Annotated in this window: 20 protein-coding genes and 1 pseudogene; 8 read left to right on the top strand and 13 right to left on the bottom strand. The window is 58.4% G+C overall.

The window, feature by feature from the left end; translation table 11 throughout:
• Positions 1-10 precede the first annotated feature (10 nt).
• Positions 11-1,076: pseudogene (gene fba, locus AC0L7L_RS01845) on the bottom strand (class II fructose-bisphosphate aldolase).
• A 278-nt stretch (positions 1,077-1,354) separates the two neighbouring features.
• On the opposite strand from fba, the gene AC0L7L_RS01840 reads away from it, so the two are divergent.
• Genes AC0L7L_RS01840 through AC0L7L_RS01830 form a run of 3 tightly spaced genes read left to right on the top strand, consistent with a single transcriptional unit; the run spans position 1,355 to position 2,897 of the window.
• A complete protein-coding gene (locus tag AC0L7L_RS01840) occupies positions 1,355-2,089 on the top strand; it encodes a DeoR/GlpR family DNA-binding transcription regulator (RefSeq protein ID WP_473511504.1) in 735 nt (244 codons plus the stop codon).
• 44 nt (positions 2,090-2,133) lie between these two features.
• Positions 2,134-2,526: a group II truncated hemoglobin gene (locus AC0L7L_RS01835; RefSeq protein ID WP_272209954.1), complete on the top strand. Its 393-nt coding sequence runs from the start codon at positions 2,134-2,136 to the stop codon at positions 2,524-2,526.
• A 2-nt stretch (positions 2,527-2,528) separates the two neighbouring features.
• Positions 2,529-2,897, top strand: a complete 369-nt coding sequence (locus AC0L7L_RS01830; RefSeq protein ID WP_473511500.1) for a DUF423 domain-containing protein — start codon at positions 2,529-2,531, stop codon at positions 2,895-2,897.
• A 12-nt stretch (positions 2,898-2,909) separates the two neighbouring features.
• Here AC0L7L_RS01830 and AC0L7L_RS01825 read toward each other — a convergent pair whose 3' ends face one another.
• The 3 genes from AC0L7L_RS01825 to AC0L7L_RS01815 all read right to left on the bottom strand — a co-directional run bounded on the left by AC0L7L_RS01825 (position 2,910) and on the right by AC0L7L_RS01815 (position 4,242).
• A complete protein-coding gene (locus AC0L7L_RS01825; protein ID WP_272209952.1) occupies positions 2,910-3,278 on the bottom strand; it encodes a bleomycin resistance protein in 369 nt (122 codons plus the stop codon).
• Positions 3,279-3,593 (bottom strand): heme-degrading protein HmuQ, encoded by a 315-nt coding sequence (gene hmuQ, locus AC0L7L_RS01820; RefSeq protein WP_272209951.1) that lies wholly within the window; start codon positions 3,591-3,593, stop codon positions 3,279-3,281. It lies immediately after the preceding gene.
• Positions 3,594-3,840: 247 nt separating this feature from the next.
• A complete protein-coding gene (locus tag AC0L7L_RS01815; protein ID WP_473511495.1) occupies positions 3,841-4,242 on the bottom strand; it encodes a DUF2325 domain-containing protein in 402 nt (133 codons plus the stop codon).
• Between the two features lie 210 nt (positions 4,243-4,452).
• Between AC0L7L_RS01815 and AC0L7L_RS01810 the strand changes: the two genes are divergently transcribed.
• The gene (locus AC0L7L_RS01810; protein WP_272209949.1) at positions 4,453-4,815 is read left to right on the top strand and encodes a SpoIIAA family protein; all 363 of its coding nucleotides are present in this window, start codon (positions 4,453-4,455) and stop codon (positions 4,813-4,815) included.
• 1 nt (position 4,816) lies between these two features.
• Here AC0L7L_RS01810 and AC0L7L_RS01805 read toward each other — a convergent pair whose 3' ends face one another.
• From AC0L7L_RS01805 to AC0L7L_RS01785, 5 genes are all read right to left on the bottom strand, one after another.
• Positions 4,817-5,518, bottom strand: a complete 702-nt coding sequence (locus AC0L7L_RS01805; RefSeq protein ID WP_473511491.1) for an extensin-like domain-containing protein — start codon at positions 5,516-5,518, stop codon at positions 4,817-4,819.
• A 214-nt stretch (positions 5,519-5,732) separates the two neighbouring features.
• A complete protein-coding gene (locus AC0L7L_RS01800) occupies positions 5,733-7,130 on the bottom strand; it encodes an NAD(P)(+) transhydrogenase (Re/Si-specific) subunit beta (protein ID WP_272209947.1) in 1,398 nt (465 codons plus the stop codon).
• Positions 7,131-7,142: 12 nt separating this feature from the next.
• Positions 7,143-7,556, bottom strand: a complete 414-nt coding sequence (locus AC0L7L_RS01795; RefSeq protein WP_272209946.1) for a proton-translocating transhydrogenase family protein — start codon at positions 7,554-7,556, stop codon at positions 7,143-7,145.
• Positions 7,546-8,706: a Re/Si-specific NAD(P)(+) transhydrogenase subunit alpha gene (locus tag AC0L7L_RS01790; RefSeq protein ID WP_473511485.1), complete on the bottom strand. Its 1,161-nt coding sequence runs from the start codon at positions 8,704-8,706 to the stop codon at positions 7,546-7,548. The genes AC0L7L_RS01795 and AC0L7L_RS01790 overlap by 11 nt, the downstream gene beginning before the upstream one ends.
• A gap of 99 nt (positions 8,707-8,805) precedes the next feature.
• Positions 8,806-9,030 (bottom strand): aa3-type cytochrome c oxidase subunit IV, encoded by a 225-nt coding sequence (locus AC0L7L_RS01785; RefSeq protein WP_272209943.1) that lies wholly within the window; start codon positions 9,028-9,030, stop codon positions 8,806-8,808.
• Between the two features lie 282 nt (positions 9,031-9,312).
• Here AC0L7L_RS01785 and AC0L7L_RS01780 point away from each other — a divergent pair, with 282 nt between their 5' ends.
• Both AC0L7L_RS01780 and AC0L7L_RS01775 read left to right on the top strand, forming a co-directional pair.
• The gene (locus tag AC0L7L_RS01780) at positions 9,313-9,891 is read left to right on the top strand and encodes a TRAP transporter small permease subunit (protein ID WP_272209942.1); all 579 of its coding nucleotides are present in this window, start codon (positions 9,313-9,315) and stop codon (positions 9,889-9,891) included.
• On the top strand, positions 9,884-11,662 hold the full coding sequence (locus AC0L7L_RS01775) for a TRAP transporter large permease (RefSeq protein WP_473511479.1): 1,779 nt from the start codon (positions 9,884-9,886) through the stop codon (positions 11,660-11,662). Before AC0L7L_RS01780 ends, AC0L7L_RS01775 begins: the two co-directional genes overlap by 8 nt.
• Positions 11,663-11,747: 85 nt before the next feature.
• On the opposite strand, the gene AC0L7L_RS01770 is transcribed toward AC0L7L_RS01775, so the two are convergent.
• Positions 11,748-12,866: a TRAP transporter substrate-binding protein gene (locus AC0L7L_RS01770; RefSeq protein ID WP_272209938.1), complete on the bottom strand. Its 1,119-nt coding sequence runs from the start codon at positions 12,864-12,866 to the stop codon at positions 11,748-11,750.
• 272 nt (positions 12,867-13,138) lie between these two features.
• On the opposite strand from AC0L7L_RS01770, the gene AC0L7L_RS01765 reads away from it, so the two are divergent.
• Entirely contained in the window at positions 13,139-13,897 is a 759-nt protein-coding gene (locus tag AC0L7L_RS01765) for a gamma-glutamyl-gamma-aminobutyrate hydrolase family protein (protein WP_473511475.1), read from the top strand.
• Positions 13,898-13,926: 29 nt separating this feature from the next.
• On the opposite strand, the gene AC0L7L_RS01760 is transcribed toward AC0L7L_RS01765, so the two are convergent.
• Positions 13,927-14,361: a hypothetical protein gene (locus AC0L7L_RS01760; protein WP_473511473.1), complete on the bottom strand. Its 435-nt coding sequence runs from the start codon at positions 14,359-14,361 to the stop codon at positions 13,927-13,929.
• A 73-nt stretch (positions 14,362-14,434) separates the two neighbouring features.
• Between AC0L7L_RS01760 and AC0L7L_RS01755 the strand changes: the two genes are divergently transcribed.
• On the top strand, positions 14,435-14,869 hold the full coding sequence (locus AC0L7L_RS01755; RefSeq protein WP_272209934.1) for a MarR family winged helix-turn-helix transcriptional regulator: 435 nt from the start codon (positions 14,435-14,437) through the stop codon (positions 14,867-14,869).
• Positions 14,870-14,878: 9 nt separating this feature from the next.
• On the opposite strand, the gene AC0L7L_RS01750 is transcribed toward AC0L7L_RS01755, so the two are convergent.
• On the bottom strand, positions 14,879-15,838 hold the full coding sequence (locus AC0L7L_RS01750; protein WP_473511470.1) for a 2-hydroxyacid dehydrogenase: 960 nt from the start codon (positions 15,836-15,838) through the stop codon (positions 14,879-14,881).
• A 52-nt stretch (positions 15,839-15,890) separates the two neighbouring features.
• Positions 15,891-16,931, bottom strand: coding sequence for a LacI family DNA-binding transcriptional regulator (locus AC0L7L_RS01745; RefSeq protein WP_272209933.1), 1,041 nt, complete (start codon positions 16,929-16,931; stop codon positions 15,891-15,893).
• Between the last annotated feature and the right edge of the window lie 200 nt (positions 16,932-17,131).

Here is a 17,131-nt window from a genome sequence, read left to right as displayed (position 1 = left end):
TGATCTGCTGTCAGCCGATCTTCGGTGCCAGCGATCCGTCGGCATAGCGCTTGGCCATATCGGACAACGGTATCGACTTGATCCTGTCGGCATGGCCTGCCGTGCCGAACGCCTCGAAGCGCTCAACGCAAAGCTTGGTCATCGCTTCCATGGCGGGTTTGAGATATTTGCGCGGGTCGAATTCCGCCGGGTTTTCGGCAAAAACCTTCCGGATCGCCCCGGTCATCGCCATACGGTTGTCGGTGTCGATATTGACCTTGCGCACCCCGTGCTTGATGCCGCGCTGGATTTCCTCGACCGGCACACCCCAGGTCGGCTTCATTTCACCGCCATACTTGTTGATGATCTCCTGCAGATCTTCCGGCACGGAGGACGAGGCCGTGCATCACCAGATGGGTATCCGGCAGCCGGCGGTGGATCTCTTCGATCACCGCCATCGCCAGCACTTCACCATCGGGCTTGCGGGTGAATTTATAGGCGCCGTGGCTGGTGCCCATGGCCACCGCCAGCGCATCCACCTGCGTATCCCGGACGAACTGAACGGCCTGGTCTGGGTCTGTCAGGAGCTGGTCATGTTCAAGCTTGCCCTCGAAGCCATGGCCGTCCTCCTTCTCGCCCTCACCGGTCTCCAGAGAGCCCAGAACGCCGATCTCGCCTTCCACGGAAACGCCGGCCCAGTGAGAAAAGTCGCAGACGCGCCTGGTCACACCGGCATTGTATGCGTAATCGGACGGCGTCTTGCCATCGGCCTTCAGCGAACCGTCCATCATCACCGAGGTGAAGCCGTACTGGATCGCCGTCATGCAGGTCGGTTCGCTGTTGCCGTGATCGAGATGCATCACCAGCGGAATGTCGGGATAGAGTTCGGCCAGCCCGTCGATCAGTTTTGCAAGGATCAAGTCGTTGGCATAGGCGCGCGCGCCGCGGCTTGCCTGGATGATCACTGGCGATGCGGTCTTCTGAGCGGCCTCCATGATCGCCAGGCCCTGCTCCATATTGTTGATGTTGTAGGCCGGCACGCCATAGCCGTATTCGGCTGCGTGATCGAGCAATTGCCTCAAGGTAACCCGTGCCATAACAAATTCTCCTGTTGCCTGACCAACGCCATAGCCGACGTGGGCCTGAATGTGTTTGCCAAGCGTCAAGCCGTTTCCGGCGCGAATGACTTAATTCTTCAACAATGATACAGCGGGAACAGAAAATCACAAAATTATTTTATAATTATCATATTAATTGTTATTTTAATCGTTTTTATATGTGATATATACCGTAAACTATGGTGTTATATCAAAATTCCGGAAACATCGGATTTAGGACAGAGCTTTGAGAGCGGACGAGAAGACGGGCGGCGATGATGGCGCTGCTGATGGAACGCGGCAATGCCAGCGTGGAGGAACTGAGCCAGCGCTTCAGTATTTCCAAGATGACGGTGCATCGCGACCTCGATGAGCTGGAAGCTTCCGGACAGTTGCGAAAGGTGCGGGGCGGCGCTTCCGTTCAGTCCTCTGCGATGTTTCAGGCCGATTTCCGCTACCGCCAGAAGATGGCAGCCAGCGAGAAGGCGCGGATCGCTGCAGCAGCAGCCGAATTCATCGAGCCCGGCATGACGCTGATGATCGACGATTCCTCGACCGCCGCAAACCTCGCCGCCCACCTTCCCCAGCGGCTGCCGCTGACTGTTATATCTAACAATCTGAGTGTTATTTCCGAACTCGCCGGAATGGCCGGGATCGAACTGATGGCACTTGGCGGTCAGTACAGCCGCAAATTCAACGGTTTTTTCGGGCTACTGACCGAAGATGCACTTCGCGGACTGAGGGCTGACATCAGCTTCATCTCCGCGTCTGCGATCTATGAGGGCGAGGCATTTCATCAGGACCCCGAAGTGGTTCAGACCAAGCGGCTGATCGTAAAAGGCGCGGAACGCCGCGTGCTTCTGGTCGACCACACCAAATTCGGCCGCCCGGGCCTGCACTTCCTCACCGGGCTTGAGACCTTCAGTGCGGTCCTGACCGGTGACGAACTCGACACCGCGCAGCGTGCGGTCCTGACGGAAAAAGGTGTATCGCTGCATTGCATCGCCACCTGAAATGGTTACATCGGAATGAAGTGGAACGATCCGGGCATGGTGCGATGAACGCAAAGGAAACGATCAGCCTTTACGAGGCCATTGGCGGCAGCGATGCGGTCGCACGGCTTGCCCATCGTTTCTACGCACTGATGGACAGCATGCCGGAAGCCGCGCATTGCCGGGCAATTCATCCCACTGATATGACCGGATCCGAGGCAAAATTTCGCGACTATCTGACAGGCTATCTCGGCGGGCCGCCCATCTATGTTGAAAAGCATGGGCACCCGCGGCTCAAGATGCGCCACATGCCGGCAGCGATCGGGCCGGAGGAGCGCGACGAGTGGCTGCTGTGCTTCCGCCGTGCGCTGGAAGAGACGGTGCCTGACATCAAGCTCAGAGCGATCATCATGCCGCCGATCGAAAAGCTTGCCTACCACATGCAGAACAAGGCCTGACCATGGACAACCTGACGTTTTCCGCCCGCATATTGCTGTTTTTCGGCGGCCTCGCAGGTGCCGCCGGGATCATGCTGGCAGCTGCCTCCTATCACGGCGACAGCGCCGTGCTGCTTTCCGCCGCTCTCATATGCCTTGCCAATGGCCCGGCCCTGATCGGCCTTGCAATCCTGTCGTCACGAACAATGGGGGCGTTGGCGGCGGGCATCATGATGATCTTTGGAACGGCCCTCTTTGCCGGCGATCTGGCCGCCCGAAACTATGCCGGTTTCGGTTTTTTCCCGATGGCCGCCCCTATCGGCGGCACATCGGTGATCGCAAGCTGGCTGCTTGTTGCCATCACCGCCTTCATGCCGGCGCGCAAGGGGTGATCGACCTGCGGCCTATTCCGGCGCGCCGGGAATGCGCCCGAACCGCAGCAGATTGCCATGCGGGTCATCGACATAAAATTCCTTCATGCCCCATTCGCGCTCCTCAAAGCCCCGTTCATGCACGATCTTGCGCATCGAGAACTCTGAATAGAGCGCCTCGACCCCGCCGCCGCGAATATAGACTGAGGTGTTCTCGCAAAGAGAGCGGTCGTCCGTCAGCCAGAAGTGAAGCTCGATCCCCGGCCGTCTCAGAATGAGATAGTTATCGGCCTCGTGGACCACGTCCGACAGGCCGAGCTTTTCGCTGTAGAACGCCTTGGTCTCGTTGAGATCGAGAGACGGCAGAACCGGTAATACGGCAATATTGGCCGGATCAGACATTCAGGCCCCCTCGACGCTGGTAAACCCTTCGAACTCAGGATGGCCGAGATAGTTCACCTTGCGCTCACCGGCGTTCTTGTGGGCGTCGCGAAACTGTTCCGATTTGGTCCAGGCGGCGAAGGCTTCCTCGTTTTCCCAGAGCGTGTGCGAGGCATAGAGGGTGTAGCCGTCGTCATCAAAAGTCCTGCCCTTCAGAAGATGAAAGGAGATGAAGCCAGCGAGCTCGGAAAGCCGCGAATCGCGCCCTTTCCAGACGGCTTCGAATTCTTTCTCGGATCCGATGGCAATTTTAAACCGGTTCATCGCAACATACATGTGAGCACCTCAGGCCGTTTCTTTCTCGGGAATAATGTGGTTTCGCCAGCGGGCAAGGTCAATCACCGTGGCTGGACGCCGGCCCTCACCTGCCAGTGTTTTGAATTCAGGAACGGGGAAATCGAGGATGTCGGCCGATTGCTCTTTTGCAAGAGACCGGTTGACCCCGCACAGTGTCAGACCTGCGCATCCGCATGCCCGGTGCAGCCCGATCAGCCCCCCATCGTGCCTTTATAAAGGCCGTTGATCAATTCTTGCGCTCGCTCATGGTCTGCAACGCGCGCTCGAGCGAGGATTTCGAACCATTGCGCAGCGGAATAAAGGCCTTCTTGAACTTCTTGCAGCCGCTTTTAACCCGCACACAGGCGTCATGGCTGATACAGTCAATTGGACAGAAAACACAGTCGACCGATGGCAACACCCTGTCGATGCGTGATACGGCTTCGCGCAACCCGCCGTCATGATGGAAAAGCTCGGCGCCGAAATCATCGGCCACCGCCTTAAGGTGGGCGACCTGGCAATCGCGCCCGCCGACATAGAGAAAACTGCGGCCGCTGAGACCTTCCGGCGCCTCGGCAACGAGGGTCACATCCTGCTGTTGCTGGCCTGAATTGCTCCTGGCCGACTTGCGCTTGTTTTTCTTCGCCATTTTCACCCTCCCGGCCTTCGCCGTTTCATTGATGACAGGAGGACATTATAAAACATGACAAAAAAGGTAAAGTATAAATATGACTGGCCTATTCATGTTTTATCAGCAGGTGGATACGAAGCGGCTACATCGCCATGGAAAGCGATCAAACTTCTTTCACTGGCCTTGTCGAACGACCCGCGCTAAAACAACGCAAAATGGAGGCCTTACATGCTCGAAAAGATCGAAGACCTGCCGGACAACATCATCGGCTTCACAATCCACAACGCGCTGAGCGCAAGCGATTATCAGAACGAGTTGCTGCCGGCGCTCGAAAAGCGCAGCACCGTCGATGATGGCCTGCGGCTGATGCTGGTCACAGCCACGGACTTCGCCGGCTCTGATATCGGTTCCGCCATGGGCGGCCAGCCGTTCCGGCGCTCCGAACCGTTGAACTTCAAGAACATCGCCATTGTTAGCGACAATCGCGGCTTCGCCCAGGCTGTCCAGATGTTCGGCATGCTGTTCCACGCCGAAGTGAAGGTCTTCGAGCCCGAACAGGAAGATGCAGCCATCACCTGGCTCCAGACCTGAATCAGCGGCAATAGCGATACCCGCGGCTGCGCTCGATGACATCGAGGTGCATGTGGTCCTGATGGGTCGCGTCGCTGCCGGGTGAGAGAACCGTCGAGAAGAACAGACAGGCGGATGCGCTTGCCGTGCGCTGGAAGGCGCCGGTGAAGCTGCCATCCTCCTTGCGCGGCACCATGTCGACCGTCTCACCGTTCGAAAATGTCAGCGAGCGGATATCAACGGCATTGCCCTTGGCATGTTCGGAAATCTTGCCATCGGAACGGCTGTTGCGGTTGCGGCAGATATAGGTCGAGGCCTGTCGGACTTCTGTCAACTTGGTGCCCGACCCGAAGGCGATTTCCGCTGAAGGCCCGACATAGCCGGAAAGCCATCGGGCAAGCGACAGCGCCGTCTTGCACCGCATCGTTCCGGCCGGTTCCAGCGGCACGCCCTCAAGCGCCATGATGACATTGAGCGGCCGTCCCACCCCGCACCTGCCGGGATCATCGATGGTCTCCAACACCTCGTATTCCACGCCGAGCGCCGTCAGGGCCGCGGTGCAGCGGCTGAATGCACCGTCGTCTTCCATCGGGGGCGCGGGGTCAGCAGGTGCCTTTGGCTCTGCCACTTCTTCTGCAGGTTCCGCTGCTTTGGCCTCATCATCGGCGGCAGTTGGCGCGAGGTCATCGGGGCGCTGTTCCGGTACGGGCGGATTTTCGGGCATGTCGAGACTCATCGTTGAAACGCATAAAGCGACGAGCAACGGGAGCGCAGACATCGTGCGAACAAGCTTCACCTCAATTTCCTCATGATCAATCGTCGAAGTTGAACGCCTGCCCCCTGGCAGAGGTTCCCTCAACCACCCTTTCAGACATGAAAACGCCCCGGCCTTCTTCAAAAGGCCAGGGCGTCAGAAACACTCATTCGGCAAGAACCGGTCAACCCATCGCCTTGACGATGTCCTCGGTCATCTTCTTGGCATCGCCAAGCAGCATCATCGTGTCGTCCTTGTAGAACAGCTCGTTGTCAATGCCGGCATAGCCTGAGCCAAGCGAACGCTTGACGAACAGGCAGGTCTTGGCCTTGTCGACGTCGAGGATCGGCATGCCGTAGATCGATGAGGTCTTGTCATCACGGGCAGCCGGGTTGGTGACGTCATTGGCGCCGATCACATAGGCCACATCGGCCTGCGCGAATTCGGAGTTGATATCCTCCAGTTCGAACACCTCGTCATAGGGCACATTGGCTTCTGCCAGCAGCACATTCATGTGGCCAGGCATACGGCCAGCAACCGGATGAATGGCATATTTGACATCGACACCCTTCTCTTTCAGCAGGTCGGCCAGTTCACGCAGCGCGTGCTGGGCCTGGGCAACCGCCATGCCGTATCCGGGCACGATGATCACCTTGGAGGCGTTTTCCATCAGGAAGGCTGCGTCGTCGGCCGAACCGGCCTTCACGTTGCGTTCGACCTGATCACCGCCGCCAGCAGCAGCAGCCTCACCGCCGAAACCGCCGAGTATGACCGAGATGAACGAGCGGTTCATGCCCTTGCACATGATGTAGGACAGGATCGCACCGGATGAGCCGACCAGCGCACCGGTGACGATCAACGCCATATTGCCGAGCGTGAAGCCGATACCGGCAGCAGCCCAACCCGAATAGGAGTTCAGCATCGAAACCACGACCGGCATATCAGCACCGCCGATGGGCACGATCAGCAGAACACCCAGCACCAGCGCGACGATGACGATCAGCCAGAAATGGATCGGGCTGGCTGTGGCCGAAAGCGACACCATGAACACGACAAGGGAGACCAGAAGCGCGATATTGATCACGTGGCGGGCTGGCAACAGGATCGGCTTGCCGGACATGCGGCCATCGAGTTTCAGGAAGGCAATGATCGACCCGGTAAACGTGATTGCGCCGATCGCGGCACCGATCGCAAGCTCGATCAGCGCCCTGAGATGAATGTCATCCGGCACGCCGATATTGAAGCTTTCCGGCGAATAGAGTGCCGCGGCGGCCACCAGAACGGCAGCAAGGCCGACGAGCGAGTGAAACCCGGCAACCAGCTGCGGCATTGCCGTCATCGGAATGGTGCGCGCGATATAGGCACCGATGCCGCCGCCAATCGCCAGCGCCAGAACGATGAAGACCAGCGCCGAAAAGCCGGGCTTGGCCAGAAGCAGGGTCGTGCCGATGGCGATTGCCATACCGACCATGCCGTACATATTGCCCTTGCGACTGGTCGAGGGGTGTGACAGGCCCCGAAGCGCAAGAATGAAGAGAACCGCTGATACCAGGAACAGCAAGGCTGCGAAATTGACTGACATGTTCTGACCGCCTTACTTTTCCTTTTTCTTGTACATCGCCAGCATGCGCTGGGTTACAAGAAACCCGCCGAAAATATTGATGGCGACCAGAATGAGCGCCACAAAGCCGAAACCGGTGGCAATGCCACTGGCTGAAAGGCCGACCGCCAGAAGCGCGCCGACGACGATGACAGAGGAAATGGCGTTGGTGACGGCCATCAGCGGTGTATGAAGCGCAGGCGTAACCGACCAGACGACGTAATAGCCGACAAACACGGCAAGCGCGAAAATCGCAAGCTGGAACACGAAGGGATCCACGGCTCCGCCTGTGGCCCCGTGGGCAAGAGCGGCCAGCGAACCGTCCTCGAAATTGCCGAGCGTGGTCTTGGCCTGCTCCAGCGAGGTGATCGCCTCATTGATGGAGGTGGTGACATCTTCAAAAGCCATCAGGCCTCTCCCCGGCGGCAGCACCGCCGAATTTCGGATGAACGACCGCGCCTTCATGCGTTAAAAGCGTGGCGGCGATAAGCTCATCGTCCCGGTTGATGTTGATCTCGCCGCTCTCCTTGTCGACCAGCGTCTGGAAGAAGGTGAGCAGGTTCTTGGCATAAAGAAGCGAGGCGGAGGCCGCGATCCGGCCCGGCAGATTGAGATAGCCGACAACCGAAACGCCCTCGACATTGGCAATCTTGTCCGCTTCTACGCCCTCAATATTGCCGCCACGCTCGACTGCCAGGTCAACGGCGACCGAACCGAGTTTCATCGCAGACAGCATTTGACGGGTGACCAGCCGCGGCGCCGGACGGCCCGGAATCAGCGCGGTGGTAATGATAATATCCTGCTTGGCGATGTGTGCAGCAACGAGTTCGGCCTGCTTGGCCTTATATTCGTCCGACATTTCCTTGGCATAGCCGCCTGACGTCTCTGCCGCTTTGAACTCGTCATCCTCGACCGCGATGAATTTTGCGCCGAGCGAAGCAACCTGCTCCTTGGCAGCCGGGCGAACATCCGTTGCCGAAACCACGGCGCCAAGCCTGCGCGCCGTCGCAATCGCCTGGAGACCGGCAACACCGGCGCCCATGACGAAAACGCGGCCGGCAGGCACAGTGCCCGCCGCCGTCATCATCATCGGCATGGCACGGTCAAACACGACCGCCGCCTCAATCACCGCCTGATAGCCGGCAAGATTAGCCTGCGAGGAGAGCACATCCATCGATTGCGCGCGGGTAATGCGCGGCATTAATTCCATGGCAATCGTCGAAATCCCCTTTTCGGCCATGGCGCCAAGGGCTTCTTCATTGCCATAGGGATCCATCATCGCCACGACGATCGCACCGTTTTTATAGGCAGCAAACTCATGGGGCTCCGGCCGGCGCACCTTGAAGATCACATCGGCAGAGGATGCCGCATCCGGACCGGCGATTTCGGCACCGGTATTGCGGAACGCATCGTCATCGATCCCAGAGGCAAAGCCCGCTCCCGTCTCGATCACGATGTCGAGGCCGAGCGCTTTCAGTTTTTTGACTGTGTCGGGAGAAGCCGCCACACGCGTTTCCGCGCCGGACGTCTCCTTCGGCACAAATAATTTCTTGCTCAAGCTTGTCTCCCAAAGACAGATCGAAACGCGCAACAAAGGGCAACGGCCTAGCGTTCGTTATGCCGCGCTTCGAAGAAAAAGAAACGCCCGAACAGGCGCTCAACGAAGAATATAGATGCCGATGGCGCTGATGAGAATGAAAATAATCAAGCTGCTGATAAATCCGAACGGCCCGACGAGCCCGGCAGCCATGGCCACAAGAAGCGCGACGACGAGAGCTGCACCGTATTTGGCGCCGTTCAGGAACTGCTTGTAAGTGTTCGCGTGCTCGGCAAAGTCAACCTCGTCCGCGGGCTGGGCGCTGCCCGTATCAACATTCTGCATAGATCCCTCCTGTGCGATCCGGCATGGCCGGCCTCCCGCGCCATCCGGACAAATGTCCCGTTCATCCCCGAGTTACCACATCATGCCTGCACCGGGCAATAATCCGACGCATACCCGCACACAGGATGAAACAGCGAAAAAGAAATTAGTTTCCGCACTCCGATGCAAAACATGCGCAAAAATACAATCAGACGGCCTTTTTCATCTCATATTGTACCAAAGGCATGTTGCGTGGCCTTGACAACTTCCATTAAGGAAGTCGGACGGTATGGAGGCCCCAAAATGAAACCACTTATAATAATAAGCCGTACCATCGACAGGCTGAACGAATTCATCGGACATTCGGTGTCCTGGCTGCTTCTGATTGCAGTTCTGGTCAGTGCCGGCAATGCTGTAAGCCGAAAGCTGTTCTCGCTTTCGTCCAACGCCATGCTGGAGCTACAATGGTATCTCTTTGGCGCGGTCTTCATGCTGGCTGCCGCCTATGCGCTTTTGCGCAACGAGCACATCAGGATCGACATTCTGTCGTCGTCGTGGAGCAAGCGCACCCGCGACTGGATTGATCTCGTGCTGCATATCATCTTCCTCGTGCCCTTCGCCTCGATGATGATCTATCTCGCCTGGCCGTGGTTCTGGCGCTCGTTTGCGAGCGGCGAACACTCCACCAATGCCGGCGGGCTCATCCTGTGGCCTGCGAAATCCTTCATCCTGATCGGTTTCATTCTGCTCCTGCTGCAGGCCTTTTCGGAAATCATCAAACGCGCCGCCTCCCTCTCCGGACACATCAAGGAAGACGCGGGGCTTTATTCAGACGCCGGCAACGCCGCACACATGATGACTGAGGATATGCCGAATGACTGATCTCATCGCGCATAATCTCGCCCCCATCATGTTCATCACCGTGATGGCGATGCTTTTGCTGGGCTATCCCGTCGCCTTCACGCTGGCTGCCGGCGGGCTCGCCTTCTTCGTTCTCGGCGTTGAGTTCTCTTCGATCTCGCCCGAGATCACCCTGTTCTGGCCGTTGCTGCAATCTCATCCAGACCGTTTCTTCGGCGGCATCATGTCGAACGAGACGCTGTTGGCGGTGCCGTTCTTCACCTTCATGGGCATCATCCTGGAACGCTCACGCATGGCCGAAGATCTGCTGGACACAATCGGCCAGCTTTTCGGTCCCGTTCGCGGCGGCGTCGCCTATGCCGTGGTGCTTGTCGGTGCGCTGCTCGGGGCAACCACCGGTGTGGTCGCCGCTTCGGTGATGGCCATGGGCCTGATCTCGCTGCCGGTGATGCTGCGATACAATTATGACCGCTCCTTTGCCACCGGCACCATCGCGGCGTCGGGCACGCTGGCGCAGATCGTGCCACCGTCGCTGGTTCTGATCGTCATGGCCGACCAGCTCGGCCGCTCCGTTGGCGACATGTATGTCGGCGCACTCTATCCAGCGCTGATGGTGATTGCCGCCTACTGCCTTTACGTCTTCATCATGACGATGATCCGTCCGTCGGCTGCGCCTGCCATGCCCGTGGCGGCCCGCACGCTTGGCAATGGGGTCATCTCCCTGTTCGTGATGATCGCGGTCGCCGTCGCGCTCTATTTCGTCGGCTACCATGTGCTGTTCACCGGGCTCGACGAGGCCTGGCGGTTTGTGTCGGCGATGGTCTTCGGCGTTCTCGCCGTCTATCTCGTGGCGATTGCCAATGACCGGCTTAAGCTGAATATCCTGTCGCGGCTCAGCCAGCAGGTCATCATCGTGCTGGTGCCGCCGCTGGCGCTGATCTTCCTGGTGCTCGGCACAATCTTCCTCGGGATCGCGACCCCCACGGAAGGCGGTGCCATGGGGGCAACAGGCGCCCTTCTTCTCGCGCTCGCCAAGGGCCGGCTTGATTTCAAATCGCTGAAGAACGCACTCGACAGCACCACCAAGCTTTCCGCATTCGTGATGATGATCCTGATGGGCGCGCGCGTCTTCAGCCTGACCTTCTACGGGATCAACGGCAATGTCTGGATCGAGGAACTGCTGACCGGTCTTCCGGGCGGTGAATACGGCTTCCTGATCGTGGTCACGATCATTATCTTCATTCTCGGCTGCTTCCTCGATTTCTTCGAGATCGCTTTCATCATGGTGCCGCTTCTGGTGGCGCCGGCGGAAGCGCTGGGGATCGACCTGATCTGGTTCGGCATCATTCTCGGCCTCAACCTGCAGACTTCCTTCCTGACGCCGCCTTTCGGCTTCTCGCTGTTCTACCTGCGCTCAGTGACACCGGTCGGAGAATGGACGGACAAGGGGACAGGCAGGATCATGCAGGGCGTGCGCACGCTGCAGATCTACAAGGGCATCATCCCCTATATCGTGATCCAGTTCCTCGCCATCCTCGCAGTGATCTTCTTCCCGAAGCTCGTCACCCACTACAAGGATGACGTGGTAACCGTGGATCCTGATTCGGTGACGATCGAGATGCCCTCCTTCGGTGGCAGCGTGGATGATCCGTTCAATCTCGATTTCGGCGGCGGCGACGGCGGGGCTGATGATCCCTTCGCACTGCCGAACTTCGGAGACAGCCCCTCCGATAGCGGTTCGAACGGAGACAGCCTCAACCTGGACGAGCCGCCGAGCTTGAATTTCAACTGACAGCTCGGTTGTCAGGCAGGCAAAGAAAAACCCCGGGAGCTTCTGCTTTCCGGGGTTTCGTTTTTGATTGAATGGTCTTTGTGGCTTACGACAGTGGCTTGATCTGGCCAGCGTTCTGCAGCGCCATCATGAACTGGTCAAAACGGAACTCGCAGGTCTTCAGCCAGCCATAGGCGGCGTTCTTGTATTCGGTCTGATCATTGTAGATTTTCTTGAACGTCGCGTTTTCGGCACCAAGCTCGGCATAGACTTCCATAGCCGCCTCGTAGCAGGCCTGCATGATCTCGGTGCTGTAGCCCTTCATCACCGCGCCGTCGCCGATCAGTTCGCGGATCGCGACCGGGTTCTTGACGTCGTATTTCGCCATCATGTTGGTGTTGGCAAAGGCACAGGCATCATCGAGTGCGGCCTGATAGTGCTTCGGAAGCCCCTGATATTTGGCCTTGTTGAAGAAGCCGTGGATGACCGGGCCACCTTCCCACCAACCGGGATAGTAGTAATATTTGGCAACCTTGTAGAAGCCAAGCTTCTGGTCATCATAGGGACCGACGAATTCGGCCGCATCGATCGTGCCCTTTTCGAGCGCCGGATAGATATCGCCACCGGCAATCTGCTGCGGCACGACGCCAACCTTTTCCATCACGCGGCCCGCAAGACCGGCAATGCGCATCTTCAGGCCCTTCAGGTCCTCAACGGAATTCACTTCCTTGCGGAACCAGCCGCCCATCTGTGCACCGGTATTGCCCGCCGGCAGACCGTAGACGCCATAGGTGTCGTAAAACTCGTTCATCAGTTTGTTGCCGTTGCCTTCATAGAACCAGGCGTTGGACAACCGCTGGTTCAGGCCGAAGGGAATGGCGGTACCGATGGCGAATGTCGGATCCTTGCCCCAAAAATAATAGGAACAAGTATGGGCTGCCTCGACCGTGCCGCTCTGCACCGCATCAAAAGCCTGAAGACCGGGTACGATTTCGCCTGCGGCATAGCACTGAATTTCGAAATTGCCGCCTGTTGCGGCCGAAACGTGATTGGCGATGTCTTCCGCGCCGCCATAGATTGTGTCGAGCGACTTCGGAAAGGACGAGGTCAGACGCCAAGTCACTTTCGGGTTTTCCTGCGCAATCGCAGGGGCTGCAAGCGCGGTTGCCGCAGCGGCGCCAACGCCACCCGCGCCGACCTTTTTGATAAACGAACGACGGTCCATAGATTCCTCCCAAAATATGATGCACCCGCGCACGTTCTCCTCCGGCGGGCGTCCCTGAAAGCAAAGCACTTTGCTTGACGTCTTTCAACTCCCGCCCGCATGTCAACGGGACTTTTGTACGCTGAAACACGGCCCATACGACCATTGTCTAATGGTCTCTGATTGTCTGCCGTTATCGACCGATCAGAATTTGCCATGAGCGGCCCCACGGTTTCATTTGACAGAATACCGGCAAGGCGACATCACTTCGAAAAACAAACGCCGGAGTTCCCATGCCGAAACCGATCGTCGCCGTTCCTGCTGACACCTGTTTTTTCCGCGACACCACCTGGCATGCCGCACAGCAGCAATATGTCGGCGCGGCGCTCGATGTGGCAGGCGCGATGAGCTTCATCGTTCCCGCCCTTGGTGACAAGCAGGACATTGACGCCATGCTCGACCGGGTCGACGGGGTGATGATTACCGGCTCGCGCACCAATGTAGCCCCCGCACTTTACGGCAAGGCAGAAGAAGAGCGCGACGGTCCGTTCGACCCCGGACGCGATGCCACCACACTGCCGATGATCCGCCGGGCAATCGAGCGCGGTATGCCGCTTTTGTGCATCTGCCGCGGCATTCAGGAGCTCAATGTCGCGCTCGGCGGCACGCTGGTCAGTGAAGTGCATGAGCTTGAGGGCCGCCATGACCACCGCCAGCCGCAGGAAGGCGACCGCGACGCGCTGTTCGTCATCCGCCAGCCGGTTCATGTGAAGGAAGGCTCCTGCCTGGGCGATATCCTCGGCCCCGGGGAGGTGCAGGTCAATTCACTGCATCGACAGGCCATTGGCGACGTTGCGCCCGCTCTTACCGTCGAGGCCGTCGCCCCGGATGGCACGGTCGAGGCGGTTTCGGTCATCGACGCGAAGAACTTCGCCGTCGGCGTCCAGTGGCACCCGGAATACTGGGCGACAACCGACAACACCTCGCGGAGGCTCTTCGAAGCGTTTGGCGATGCTGTGCGCGCCTATGCGGCTGGCACCAGCCGGGGCTGACGCGCTGTGCCGGTGATATGCAACGCAGGTCAGCGGCGCTTTGCCGTCATCCGCAAGCCGTCATGCATGTTCATGCCCATAAGCGCGATATTGACCGCACCAGAGACGAGTTCGACTGCTTGAACGGCATAAAACAAAGTATCAAACTCACCAGCCTCGGCCTTTGCGGAAAGAAACAGCGCGCACGGTATCAAAACGACAATGCCATTGATGGCAATGATCGGCATGCGTTTGCGCTTTGCCGCCACCAACGGTCCGCGCATTGGCCGCGCAAGGCGAAAACCGGAAAAGCCCGCCAGCGCCAGACAAGGCACCAGCAGTAAAAACCCCCAGGGGATCGTGGTCTTGACCATCACGATAAGCGCGGGGCCGGCGAAGGTCTCCGCCAGAATAGTCGACAGCCAGAAAGCGGTGATGGTTGCAAGCGCGAGAGCGCCGGTGATGGGATGAACAGTCTTTAGCATGGTCATACTCCGTTATTTATATAGCATGCTATATATCATTGCATAGCTTGCTATGCAAATGCTAACAAAGCGCATGACCTTTTCAAAAGACAGTTCCGCCGGCTATCTCGCTAATCATCTGGCACGGCTTTTCGAACGCGGACTTGCTGGTCGCATCAGGCCACTTGGGCTGACGACGGGCACCTTTCCGGCGCTTCTGGAATTGTGGGAACATGACGGACTGACGCAGAAGCAGTTGGTGGAACGGCTCGATATCGAGCAGGCGACAATGGCCAACACGCTCTCGCGCATGGAACGCGACGGGCTAGTCAAGCGGGAAAAAGACCCGGAGGATGGCCGCGTGCAGCGCATAAAGCTGACGGAGCATGCCCGCGCCCTGCGCGACCCCGCCATCGCGGCAGCCACCGCCGAGAACGAAGACGCTCTCTTCAACCTTTCGGACGAAGAGAGCGCACAGTTTGTAGGCCTCATGCAAAAGATCATTGCCGCCAGAAAACAGCAATCCTGAAGGACGGCTTCAGACGTTCGGCGGCACCGGCGTTTCCGGCACGGGCGTAACCGGGCGGCCTTCGGCAAACCAGCCCTTCAGATTGTCGGCTACGAGCTGACCCATCGCTCTCCTGGTCTGTACAGAGGCGGAAGCGACGTGGGGCAGCAGGCTGACATTGTCGAAGCCGCGCAGTTTCTCCGGCACATGCGGCTCGTCATAGAAGACATCGAGACCCGCCCCGCCGATCGTGCCGGCTTCGAGGGCGGCGACCAGCGCATCCTCATCGACACTCCAGCCGCGCCCGACATTGACCAGAATACCATTGGGGCCGAGCGCCGAAAGGATATCGGCATTGATCACCTTGTGGGTCTCGGGGGTCTTCGGCACAACGCAGATCAGCGTATCGACGGCCTCGGCCAGTGAGGCAAGAGTCGGGTGATAGGCATAGGCGACACCCTTTTTCGGGCTCCGGGTGTGATAGGCAATTTCGACCTTGAACGGCTCCAGCCGACCTGCGATTTCAAGCCCGATCCGGCCGAGACCATAGAGACCGACCTTGCGCCCCTTCACCGAAAAAGGCGAGAGCGGGAAGTTGCCCTCGGTCTGCCAACGACCATCGCGCAACCACGTCTCAGCAGCGTAAAGACGACGAACTGCGTTCAAAAACAGCGCAATGGTGGTATCGGCAACTTCGTCATTCAAAACATTCGGCGTGTGCGTGATGACGATGCCGCGATTTGCCGCATGCTCCGTGTCAATACCGTCATATCCAACGCCCGGACACGCAACGATCTCAAGATTCGGTAAGGCGTCCATCTGTACGCCGGAAAAACCGCCAAAGGCCACGACGGCCCGGATATCGGTTACCTTTTCACCAAGGGCGTCGGGCCCGCCTTCGGGCATTGTTACAAGTTCATAATCGTCTTTCAGCACGTTCTGGATAAAGGGGTTCATATTTTGCGAAAGCATGACTACTGGTTTGGGCATAATGCCTCCCGAATATGTTTTGGCGATTGAAATTCGTGAATAGCGCCCGACTTTACAGCGCAAGATAGCTCTCGGCGGTCTCGCGATGGGGGCCAGTTGACTGGCGGATCCGCATTTCCGGCTTGATGAGATGCATGCCATTGGGGGCATTCGAGCCGGCAAGCCTGTCGAGCAGCGCGCGCGCCGCCAGCCGGCCAACCTCGGCCTGACCGTTCCAAACCGTCGTCAGCGACGGCGTGGAGATCGAGGCTTCCTCCAGGTCGTCATATCCAGTCACAGAAATGTCGGCCCCCGGTGTCAGGCCTGCCCGCGAAATGCCATTCATAAGGCCGATGGCGACCAGATCATTCCAGCAGACGGCAGCCGTGGGTTTTTGCGGCAGGGACAGGAAATGTACGGCCGCCTCGAAGCCGCCCTGTTTGGTGCGTGGCCCGGGAATACGCAGGCCCGGATCAACCGTGATTCCGGCCTTTTTCAACGCGTTGACATATCCGGCATAGCGATCGCGCCCGGTTGACGTTTGATCCGTGCCGCCGATCATCGCGATACAGCGATGGCCTAGTCCGATCAGGTGATTGGTGGCAAGTGCGATGCCGTAGCTGTCATCGCCGCGATAAGTCGGCAGGTCCAGCTCCTCCATGGTACGGGCGACAAAAATCGCTGGCATGTTATTATCCTCGGCGAGCTGGACATCGGCTGGCGGCGTACCGATCGCCGGTGACATGATCACCCCGTCGCCGCCAAGCTGCAGCAGGGTCTCGATGAAATTGCGCTGCTTTTCGACCGAATCGTAGTGATTGGAGAGGATGAAAGTGTGCTGGTTGCGATCAAGCTCGCTTTCGATCGCCTTGAGGATCTCGCCATAGAAGGGGTTCATGATGTCGTGCACGACAACACCGATAATGCCCGAGCGCGAGGTTCTGAGGCTGGCGGCGCGGCGATTGTAGATATACCCCAGAGCGCGGGCCTGTTCCTTGATGCGTTCGCGGGTGGTGGCCGCAACCAGAGGACTGTCCCGGAGCGCCAGCGAGACCGTCGCCGTGGAAATTCCAAGAGATTCGGCGATTGTGGAAAGCTTGACTTTCTGGGCCATGGCATTTCTCCCGATGAATGCACGCGCGCGCGCTGCGCTTCGGATCCTGATTTAAAATTTTAATTCAAAAATCGTCGAAATTTCAACATAAAAGATAAAATCGGTTTAAATTTCCCATGAAATGATACCGGATGAGATCTGTTGCGGCATAACGACAAGCAGTTTCCGGCCCTGCCTTGCTGCCTGAGGGCATCACCCTT

It is taken from the genome of Martelella sp. K41-7 (assembly GCF_055808365.1).
The sequence above is the reverse complement of the archived record's forward strand: the minus strand, read 5'-3'. Positions and strand labels throughout refer to the sequence as shown.